This is a genomic window from Pseudomonas sp. Pseusp3 (genome assembly GCF_047304225.1).
GTDB lineage: Bacteria > Pseudomonadota > Gammaproteobacteria > Pseudomonadales > Pseudomonadaceae > Aquipseudomonas > Aquipseudomonas fluorescens_CD.
Genome location: NZ_JBGLYV010000223.1, coordinates 1 through 1,227, shown reverse-complemented (window position 1 = coordinate 1,227; position 1,227 = coordinate 1). Strand labels below are relative to the sequence as shown.

Annotated in this window: 1 rRNA gene; it reads right to left on the bottom strand. The window is 50.9% G+C overall.

Features of this window, described 5'->3' with window-relative positions:
• Positions 1 to 1,163: ribosomal RNA gene (locus ACCD00_RS30625) — 23S ribosomal RNA — on the bottom strand; the annotation flags it as partial.
• Positions 1,164 to 1,227 lie beyond the last annotated feature (64 nt).

The window sequence follows — 1,227 nt, the reverse complement described above, 5'->3', positions numbered from 1 at the left end:
CGTGATACCCGTAGCTTCGGTGTATGGTTTGAGCCCCGTTACATCTTCCGCGCAGGCCGACTCGACTAGTGAGCTATTACGCTTTCTTTAAAGGGTGGCTGCTTCTAAGCCAACCTCCTAGCTGTCTAAGCCTTCCCACATCGTTTCCCACTTAACCATAACTTTGGGACCTTAGCTGACGGTCTGGGTTGTTTCCCTTTTCACGACGGACGTTAGCACCCGCCGTGTGTCTCCCATGCTCGGCACTTGTAGGTATTCGGAGTTTGCATCGGTTTGGTAAGTCGGGATGACCCCCTAGCCGAAACAGTGCTCTACCCCCTACAGTGATACATGAGGCGCTACCTAAATAGCTTTCGAGGAGAACCAGCTATCTCCGAGCTTGATTAGCCTTTCACTCCGATCCACAGGTCATCCGCTAACTTTTCAACGGTAGTCGGTTCGGTCCTCCAGTCAGTGTTACCTAACCTTCAACCTGCCCATGGATAGATCGCCCGGTTTCGGGTCTATTCCCAGCGACTAGACGCCCTATTAAGACTCGCTTTCGCTACGCCTCCCCTATTCGGTTAAGCTCGCCACTGAAAATAAGTCGCTGACCCATTATACAAAAGGTACGCAGTCACCCAACAAAGTGGGCTCCCACTGCTTGTACGCATACGGTTTCAGGATCTATTTCACTCCCCTCTCCGGGGTTCTTTTCGCCTTTCCCTCACGGTACTAGTTCACTATCGGTCAGTCAGTAGTATTTAGCCTTGGAGGATGGTCCCCCCATATTCAGACAAAGTTTCTCGTGCTCCGTCCTACTCGATTTCATGACCAAGAGATTTTCGCGTACAGGGCTATCACCCACTATGGCCGCACTTTCCAGAGCGTTCCGCTAATCTCAAAGCCACTTAAGGGCTAGTCCCCGTTCGCTCGCCACTACTAAGGGAATCTCGGTTGATTTCTTTTCCTCAGGGTACTTAGATGTTTCAGTTCCCCTGGTTCGCCTCTTGCACCTATGTATTCAGTACAAGATAACCATCTTATGATGGCTGGGTTCCCCCATTCAGACATCTCCGGATCAAAGTCTGTTTGCCGACTCCCCGAAGCTTTTCGCAGGCTACCACGTCTTTCATCGCCTCTGACTGCCAAGGCATCCACCGTATGCGCTTCTTCACTTGACCATATAACCCCAAGCAATCTGGTTATACTATGAAGACGACATTCGCCGAAAATTCGCACTTGCTC